Origin of the sequence: Burkholderia sp. S171 (genome assembly GCF_009766085.1) — a bacterium.
Classification (GTDB): Bacteria; Pseudomonadota; Gammaproteobacteria; order Burkholderiales; family Burkholderiaceae; genus Caballeronia.
Window position 1 is genome coordinate 232,006 of sequence record NZ_LMUF01000061.1, and the last position, 8,563, is coordinate 240,568.

Genomic DNA, 8,563 nt, shown 5'->3' on the forward strand with positions numbered 1-8,563 from the left:
CTTACTCCAACGCCGCTGCAACGAGTTCAGCCACGTCCAGCACCTCCGGCCGAGGACCGACTACCCCTTCCAGCATCGCCGTGCAGTTCGGACATCCGACCGCCACGATCTCCGCATTGATCGAGCGGGCATCGTTGATACGAATGTCCGGAATACGCTGCTTGCCCGGGATGTCCGTGAGCGGCGCGCCGCCGCCGCCGCCACAGCATCGGCCGCGCATGCCGTTGCGTTCCATCTCGACCACCTTGATGCCGATCGATTTCAGGAGCTTGCGCGGCGCTTCCGTCTCGCCGTTGTATCGGCCGAGATAACACGGGTCGTGATACGTGACGGTCTTGCCCGCCGCGAGCGCGCTTTCAGCGGCCGGCGTGAGCTTGCCACTGGCGACCAGCTCCGCGATCAATGACGTGTGATGCTGCACTTCGTACAGGCCGCCCAGCGCGCGATACTCGTTGCGCAGGCTATGCATCACATGCGGATCGGCGGTAACGATCTTCTTGAACGAATACTTCGATAATGTCGCGATGAGTTGCGTCGCCAGCTGCTGGAACGTGGCTTCATCGCCCAGACGACGGGCCGTATCGCCAGTATCCGTCTCCACGCCGCCAAGCACCGCGTAGTCGACACCGGCCTTGTTCAGCACTTTTACCAGCGCGCGCAGGGAGCGCTGGTAGCGCATGTCGAACGCACCTTCGCCTGCAATGAGCAACACGTCCACCGGTCGTCCCGGCTGCGCGACCTGCACTTGCAAATCTATGGCCCAGTCGTAACGCGCGCCGATATCGAAGCCATTCGCGCTGCCCGTCTCGCGCAAGTTCGCGAGCGTTTCGGGACCCTTGCCAGGAACGATGCCTTCGACCAGCGTTTGATTGCGACGCATGTCAACGATGGCGTCCACATGCTCGATCAGCATCGGGCACTCTTGAACGCATGCCCGGCAGGTGGTGCATGACCAGATCGTATCCGCTTCGATCATCGTGGAAATCAGCGGCTTCGACGGTGCGCCAGAATGCTTGCCAAGCGGAATGCCCGGCGTCGGGCTGCCTGCATATGCGGCGTCCGTACCGCCGACCATCCCGGTCACCAGATCCTGGATCAGCTTCTTCGGGTTCAGCGGCTGACCCGCTGCGAACGCCGGACAGGCTGCTTCGCACTTGCCGCATTGCACGCAGGCATCGAAGCTCAATAATTGATTCCAGCGAAACTCGACCGGCTTGCCAACGCCATACTCCTTGGCATCGAGCACAGGCATCTTGAGCGCGGTCGGCGGCACGACGTCATGCTCGTGGCTACGCCCTGTAAAACGTTCTTGCCGGGGATGAAACGCGAGATGCAGCAACCCTGCGAGCGCGTGTTTCATCGGGCCACCGCGGGCTGCGCCGAAGGTCATCGTGAAGGCACCCGCAGCGATCAGCAATGCGACAATAATCGCCAATGCGCCGGACATTGCCGCAGCGGGCAACACGATAAACAGCACGAGCCCAAGCGCGAACGAACCTAACAGCAGCGGCAGGCTGTCCCAAGGACCACGGGACAATCGCGCCGGCACTGCCTTCGCTCCATGCCGGCGACGCCACACGAACACCGCACCGACCAGCATCACGAGCGCCGCGAGAAAAATCAGCTTGTCGAGCCACGGCGAATAAATAGCCAGCCCGTAGTTGAGGAACACGAGCGCCATCGCAGCGATCGCGCCGCCGGCTGTTGCCACGTGCGTCTTCGCAATATACGGATCGCGTGCGACCACATGATGCAGATCCACGAAATAGCGCTTCGGGATAGACAGCAAATTCCCCCAGCCATACGCACCTGCTGCCGTCGCGCGACCCTCACGCCAATACGCCGCACGCTTGAACAGTGCAAATGCCAGACCCGCCACCGACAACCACAACAACGCGGTAATGACAAACACCGGGCTCATTATCAGAAGTCCTTGACGAGGCGCAGCGCGTCGTAGATCGCGCCGTGAATGTTGTGCATGGAGATGCAGTCGCCTACGCGGAACAGGAGGAAGCGGCCGTTGCCCAATTCTTCACTCAAGGAAGGTTGCGGCTCGGAGGCGAACAGCTTGTGCACATCGATCTGGCCGCGATTCAGCGACTCCGGCTTGAGCGTCCAGTAGAGCTCGTCGTTAGGCACGATGCCGTTCTCGATCACCACCTGATCGACCGCGCGCTCTTCCTGCTCTTCCGTGTACTCATTGCGGATTACAGCGATCTTCTTGCCGTCTTCCTCATACACTTTGTCGAGCCAATAGTTCGGCGTGGAGATAACGCCTTGCGCATATAGACGTCGATAGAAAATCGGGAAGGTGGTGCCACCCACGTCGTCGGAAACCTTCACGTCCGGCGTCACGATCTCGACGTTTGAGCCGCGGCTCGCCATGAAATCCGCCACACCCGCGCCTGCCTGCATGCTCACGCCGTCATAGACCAGCACGTTCTTGCCCGGCTCGACTTTGCCTGAGAGGATGTCCCACGAACTAACAGCCAGACCTTGCTCTACGCCCCATGCCGGCACTTGCTGCGTGAACGATGAACCGCCCGTCGCCAGCACGACGATGTCCGGCTTCTCCGCCATGATCATCTTTTCATCGGCTGCCACACCCAGACGGCGATCCACGCCAAGGCGCTTCGTTTCCATGTCGAACCAGCGCACGATGCCCGCCATCTGCTCACGCTGCGGCGCCTTCGCCGCCAGCATGATCTGGCCGCCCACGTGCTCGTTCTTCTCAAACAATACGACGTCATGCCCCCGCGATTTCGCCACGCGCGCCGCTTCGAGTCCCGCAGGACCCGCACCAACGACCACGACTTTCCGCTTCGGCCCACGCGATTTTTCGATCACGTGCGGCATGGTTTCTTCACGTGATGTCGCCGCGTTCTGCACGCACAGCACATCGAGACCGTTGTACTGCCGGTCGATACAATAATTCGCGCCCACGCACTGCTTGATCTCGTCTTCGCGGCCATCGCGGATCTTGATGACCATGTGCGGATCGGCGATCTGCGCACGCGTCATGCCGACCAGATCGATCATGCCGGACTCGAGCAGGCGCTCGGCTTGTCCTGCGTCGCGAATACTTTGCGCATGCATCACCGGCAGCTTTACCACCGATTTGATTCCCGCCGCGAGATGCACGAACGGCTCGGGCGGCAGCGCCATCGGCGGCATGCAGTTCGCGAGCGTGTTATGCGTGTCCGCACCGGAACCAATCACGCCGATGTAGTCGATCAGACCCGATTCCGACATCGACTGCGCGATCTCTTTCAACTGCGTGTGATCGAGACCGTCTTCGTGGAATTCATCGCCGCACATACGCAGACCAACGCAGAAATCCAGACCCACCGCTTCACGCACGGCCAGGAGCACTTCGTTACCGAAACGAAGGCGGTTTTCGAGCGAGCCGCCCCATTCATCGGTACGAAAATTCGTGCGCGGACTCCAGAACTGGTCGATCAAATGCTGATGCGCCGCCGATATTTCGACGCCATCCATGCCCGCATCTTTCACGCGCTTGGCCGCCGCCGCGAAGTCGGTAATGATGCGCTTGATTTCTTCCACTTCAATGATCTTCGCGTTACCGCGATGCACCGGTTCACGCACGCCGGACGGCGACATCAGATGCGGCCAATGCTCGCCGTGATACGCGGTACGACGGCCCATGTGGGTCGCCTGGATCATGATCTTCGCGCCATGCTTGTGCATGGCTTCGGCCAGTCGCGCGAGCGGATCGATGATCTTGTCGGTCGAGAGATTCACCGACTTCCACCATCCTTGCGGACTATCGATAGACACCGGGCTCGAGCCGCCGCACACGGCCAATCCCACCCCACCCTTGGCCTTTTCTTCGTAATAACGAATATACCGATCACCGGGCAAACCACCCGGCTCCGCGTAGACCTCCGCGTGCGCGGTGCTGACAATGCGGTTGCGCAAGGTCAGTTTGTTCAGCGTAAGAGGCTTGAAAAGGTTGGGGTAACGCATCGCGGTGGACCTCGGAATTATCTATGTACTACGCTGCTTTATTACTCGTTCACGCTGCCAGCGGCGTCACTTCGAACACGCAATGCGAGTGGCCTTCAGCGGCGCATTGCGTCTCGACTGAAAACGACTTCGGGCCTTTCTTCGTGCCTTCCAGCGCGGTGTCGTTGACCCAGTCCATTGCGCCTGAGAACCAGCCTGCGAACATGTAGCAAAGCTTGCCTTCAGCGCCCGGCTGCGCCAGCACGAACGACGAGTTATGCAGATGCACGGTGGCCGTTGATGCGGCCGGATCGCTTGCAACGATCGAGAACAAACCCCAGCCGCGTTGCGACAAGCGCTTCAGGTAATGTTCAAACACTGCCATGCCGCTAATGCCATGCTGCTTGGCTTCTTTATCGCACCAGTGATACGCCGACTTGTGACCCGCCGTATAAAGGCTCCTCGCATACACCTCGCGGCCCAGCGCTTCTTCAACGGCCAAGTGGTTGTTCGTGAAGAAATGGCGCGGCACGTACAGCATGGGCAGCGAGTCGGTGGTCCAGACGCCGGTTTCCGGATCGACATCAATGGGCAGTTGCGGTTGCATCGTGTGGGTTCCTTGTTATTGGGTGAGCGGGGTCGGACGTCCGGGTCAGACGTTCCAGACGCTGTCGAACACGCGTACCCAGTTCTCGCCCATGATCTTCTTGATGCGCGACTCGCTCCAGCCGGCGCGTTCCATCGCTGCCGTGAGGTTCGGGAATTCGCCAATCGTTCGGATGCCTTCGGGATTCACGACCTTGCCGAAGTTCGTCAGTTGACGATAACGACCTTTGTCGTGCGTGATCCAGTCGAAGAATTCCGTGCTGTAGCCTTGCGTGAAGTCCGTACCAATACCCACGTTGTCTTCGCCGATCAGGTCGACCACGTACTCGATCGCTTCAAGGTAGTCTTCCACCGTCGCATCCGCGCCGCGCTTGAGGAACGGTGCGAACATCGTCACGCCGACAAAACCGCCCGCATCGACAATTTCTTCGAGTTGTTCATCGGACTTGTTACGCGGATGTTCTTTCAGGCCCGACGGGCAGCAATGCGAATAACACACCGGCTTCTTCGAGAAAGCGATAGCTTCGGAAGACGTTGTGCCGCCCACGTGCGAGAGGTCGACCATGATGCCCACGCGATTCATTTCCTGAATCACTTCGCGGCCGAAACCCGAGAGACCGCCATCGCGCTCATAACAACCCGTGCCTACGAGGTTCTGCGTGTTGTAGCAAAGCTGCACGACGTTCACGCCAAGCTGCTTGAACGTTTCGATGTAGCCCAGGTTGTCCTCGAACGCATGCGCGTTCTGGAAACCAAAAATGATGCCCGTCTTGTTCTCTTGCTTCGCGCGGCGAATGTCGTCCGTCGTGCGCACGAGCGTGAGAATGTCGCTGTGCTCGCGGATCATTTGACGCATTTCGCCAATGTTGTCGACGGTCTTCTGGAAGCTTTCCCAGACGGACACCGTGCAGTTCACCGCGGTCACGCCGCCCTTTCTCATGTCCTCGAATACCGACGGCTCGAACTTCGAAATATTCAGGCCATCGATGATGATGCTGCTGTCGTGAAGTGTGCTCATCTCTTGCTCCGGAAAAGGAGGGCGTAATCAATAAATGGGGAAGCGTTCGCACAGCGCGAAGATTTCGCGGCGCACGCGGTGTTCGGTCTCAGCATGACCTTCGGGGTGATCGCGCAGTGCGTCAAACACTTCCACGATCAGGCGGCCGATATCACGGAACTCTGCCACGCCAAAACCACGCGTGGTGCCGGCCGGCGTGCCGAGGCGCACGCCCGAGGTGACCGTGGGCTTTTCCGGATCGAACGGGATGCCATTCTTGTTGCACGTGATGCCGGCGCGTTCCAGCGCATGCTCGACCTGGTTGCCCTTCAAGCCCTTCGGACGCAGATCGACGAGCAGCAGGTGGTTGTCCGTGCCGCCGGTGACGAGATCCACGCCGCCGGCCTTCAGCACTTCGCCCAGCGCTTTCGCATTGGCCAGCACGTTATCGATGTAAGTCTTGAAACCGGGCTGCAGCGCTTCGCCGAAGGCCACGGCCTTTCCAGCTATCACGTGCATCAGCGGACCGCCCTGGAGGCCCGGGAACACCGCCGAATTGATCTTCTTGGCGATGTCTTCGTCATTGGTCAGTACAAAACCGCCGCGCGGGCCGCGCAGCGTCTTGTGCGTGGTGGACGTCACTACGTGTGCGTGGTCGACCGGGTTTTGATGCCGCCCTGCCGCGATTACGCCGGCAATGTGCGCCATGTCGACCATCAGTTTCGAACCGGCTTTGTCCGCGATAGCACGCAAACGCGCAAAGTCCAGCTCACGCGGATACGCCGAGAAACCCGCGATCAGCAACGTCGGCTTGTGCTGCATCGCAAGTTCTTCGATCTGTTCGTAATCGATCAACATGGTCTCGCGGTTCACGCCGTACTGGATCGCGTTGAACCACTTGCCGGACATTGCCGGCTTCGCGCCGTGCGTCAGGTGCCCGCCTGCATCGAGCGACATGCCGAGCACGGTATCGCCGGGTTTCGTCAACGCGAGCATCACGGCGCCGTTCGCTTGCGCGCCCGAATGCGGCTGCACGTTCGCGAACTGCGCATTAAAGAGTTGCTTAACGCGATTGATCGCAAGGGTTTCGATTTCATCGACGAATTCGCAGCCGCCGTAATAACGCTTGCCCGGATATCCTTCCGCATATTTGTTCGTCAGCACCGAACCCTGCGCTTCAAGCACGGCGCGCGAGACAATGTTTTCCGACGCGATCAATTCAATCTGCGACTGCTGACGTTCCAGCTCTTTCAGGATGGCGCTGCGCACGGGTGCGTCGCGGGTGGCAAGCGGTTCTTCGAAGAACGGGGCGGCGGGGCGAGTCGAGGAATTTGACATTGAAGCATCCGTGGGTTCGGGGACAAGTCGTTTTTGAAAGGCGGTTTGCTTCGTGAGCCCTGATGCAGCGTTACGCAAAGGCACTTGAAACCACGCTGAGAACCGCTTTCCGATGCGTCTATTCTTGACTTTCACCCCACGCGCCAATTTATGAATTTAGACGTGTTCTTGGCCTTTTCCGACATCCGCGTCCGTTTTACACAAGTCGCCCGAGGCACGTCGTGAACGCGAATTCGATGCTGCACTGCGGCGAACCGTTCGCGCTCTTCTGCGGTGCGAACCCCGTCTGCGATCCCCGTCGCGGTGCGCAACAAATCACTTACGCCGCCGTAAGCTTCAACGCCGATAGGGTTTAGCCTGATGGCATGCTAGTTGCAAACATCTACAAAATGTCCATAGTCGTGTCCCCACGACATAGCCTCACCTTAGATTCGAAGGATTCCCTCCTCCATGTCCCCCGACCGAACCGCGTCGCTCGCGCATTTCGCGTTCATGCCGCTGCCCAATTTCACGATGATCGCGTTCACCAACGCCATCGAAGTGCTGCGCATGGCGAATTATTTGACCGGGCAGAAGCTGTACACGTGGTCCATCGTGAGCCCGGAGGGTGGTCCCGTGAGTGCAAGCAATGGCCTCTCTGTGGATACCGGACCAGTCGAGTGCGTCGGGCTACCGGACATCGTGTTCGTCGTCGGCGGCATTGATGTCCAGCGCGAAACCACGCCCGCGCATCTGTCCGCGCTGCGCCGTTTCGCCCGGCTGGGTAGCGTGCTCGGCAGCCTCTGCACCGGCACTTATGCCCTCGCTCGCGCCGGCTTGCTCGCCGGATACGCGTGTGCGATTCATTGGGAAAACATGTCGGCGCTGAAAGAGGAATTCCCGGAAACACGCTTCCTCAAAGAGCTATTTGTGATCGACCGGGATCGCGTGACCTGCACGGGGGGCGTCGCGCCGCTCGACATGATGTTGAACCTGATCGCCACGCGCGTGGGATCGGCGAAGGTCACGCAGATTGCGGAACAGTTCATCGTGGAGCACGTTCGCGATACTAGCGCGCAGCAACGCATGCCGCTGGTTGCGCGGTTGGGATCGGCGAACAAGTCGCTGTTCGAAGTGATTTCGCTGATGGAGAACAACATCGAGGAGCCGTTGTCGCGCGAAGAACTCGCGCGGCTGGCGGGGATGTCGCAGCGGCAATTGCAGCGGCTGTTCCGCGAGCATCTGGGCATGACGCCCACGCATTATTACCTGACACTGCGGCTGCGCCGCGCGCGTGAGTTGCTGCTGCAGACCGACATGTCGATCATGCACATCACGATGGCTTGCGGCTTTCAGTCGGCCTGCCACTTCAGCAAGAGTTATCGCGATTCGTTTGGCACAGCGCCGACGCGGGAACGGCGGCGCCAGTTGCCGCCGCTGGCCATTGTTGCGCCGATGGGCATTGCTCAAAACGCCGCTTGAGCTATTTCGTTCGCACTCACTCGGGGTTTGGGTTTGGTTTGGGGTGGGCTTGGTCGTTGCGGTTAGTGGTCGGGGTCTATGCCGGGTTGGTGCTTTCAGTGTTAGTGGTCTGCGTGAGTCGGATTTTTTCTTTATCACTGTTAGCCACTGTGCGTGGCGGCACGTCATTTCTTTGTCCAAAGCGACAAAGAAACG

General features: G+C 59.7%; 6 protein-coding genes. 1 reads left to right on the forward strand and 5 read right to left on the reverse strand.

The window, feature by feature from the left end:
- Position 1: 1 nt before the first annotated feature.
- Genes GSQ93_RS34325 through GSQ93_RS34345 form a run of 5 tightly spaced genes read right to left on the reverse strand, consistent with a single transcriptional unit; the run spans position 2 to position 6,907 of the window.
- Positions 2-1,921, reverse strand: coding sequence for a (Fe-S)-binding protein (locus GSQ93_RS34325; RefSeq protein ID WP_158940362.1), 1,920 nt, complete (start codon positions 1,919-1,921; stop codon positions 2-4).
- Positions 1,922-1,923: 2 nt separating this feature from the next.
- A complete protein-coding gene (locus GSQ93_RS34330; RefSeq protein ID WP_158940363.1) occupies positions 1,924-3,987 on the reverse strand; it encodes an NADH:flavin oxidoreductase in 2,064 nt (687 codons plus the stop codon).
- A 49-nt stretch (positions 3,988-4,036) separates the two neighbouring features.
- Complete coding sequence (locus GSQ93_RS34335; RefSeq protein ID WP_158940364.1) at positions 4,037-4,573, reverse strand: DUF5943 domain-containing protein; 537 nt, start codon at positions 4,571-4,573, stop codon at positions 4,037-4,039.
- A 45-nt stretch (positions 4,574-4,618) separates the two neighbouring features.
- Positions 4,619-5,590: a dipeptidase gene (locus tag GSQ93_RS34340; protein ID WP_158940365.1), complete on the reverse strand. Its 972-nt coding sequence runs from the start codon at positions 5,588-5,590 to the stop codon at positions 4,619-4,621.
- A 27-nt stretch (positions 5,591-5,617) separates the two neighbouring features.
- Complete coding sequence (locus GSQ93_RS34345) at positions 5,618-6,907, reverse strand: serine hydroxymethyltransferase (RefSeq protein WP_158940366.1); 1,290 nt, start codon at positions 6,905-6,907, stop codon at positions 5,618-5,620.
- A gap of 450 nt (positions 6,908-7,357) precedes the next feature.
- On the opposite strand from GSQ93_RS34345, the gene GSQ93_RS34350 reads away from it, so the two are divergent.
- Positions 7,358-8,368 carry a GlxA family transcriptional regulator gene (locus GSQ93_RS34350; protein ID WP_158940367.1) on the forward strand — a complete coding sequence of 337 codons (1,011 nt, stop codon included), beginning with the start codon at positions 7,358-7,360 and terminating at the stop codon, positions 8,366-8,368.
- The last annotated feature ends 195 nt before the right edge of the window (positions 8,369-8,563 follow it).

Excerpts from the sequence above, each read along its gene's own strand:
- GSQ93_RS34330 (WP_158940363.1), bottom strand. The coding sequence starts at position 3,987 with ATGCGTTACCCCAACCTTTTCAAGCCTCTTACGCTGAACAAACTGACC.
- GSQ93_RS34350 (WP_158940367.1), top strand. The coding sequence starts at position 7,358 with ATGTCCCCCGACCGAACCGCGTCGCTCGCGCATTTCGCGTTCATGCCG.
- GSQ93_RS34325 (WP_158940362.1), bottom strand. The coding sequence starts at position 1,921 with ATGAGCCCGGTGTTTGTCATTACCGCGTTGTTGTGGTTGTCGGTGGCG.
- GSQ93_RS34345 (WP_158940366.1), bottom strand. The coding sequence starts at position 6,907 with ATGTCAAATTCCTCGACTCGCCCCGCCGCCCCGTTCTTCGAAGAACCG.
- GSQ93_RS34340 (WP_158940365.1), bottom strand. The coding sequence starts at position 5,590 with ATGAGCACACTTCACGACAGCAGCATCATCATCGATGGCCTGAATATT.
- GSQ93_RS34335 (WP_158940364.1), bottom strand. The coding sequence starts at position 4,573 with ATGCAACCGCAACTGCCCATTGATGTCGATCCGGAAACCGGCGTCTGG.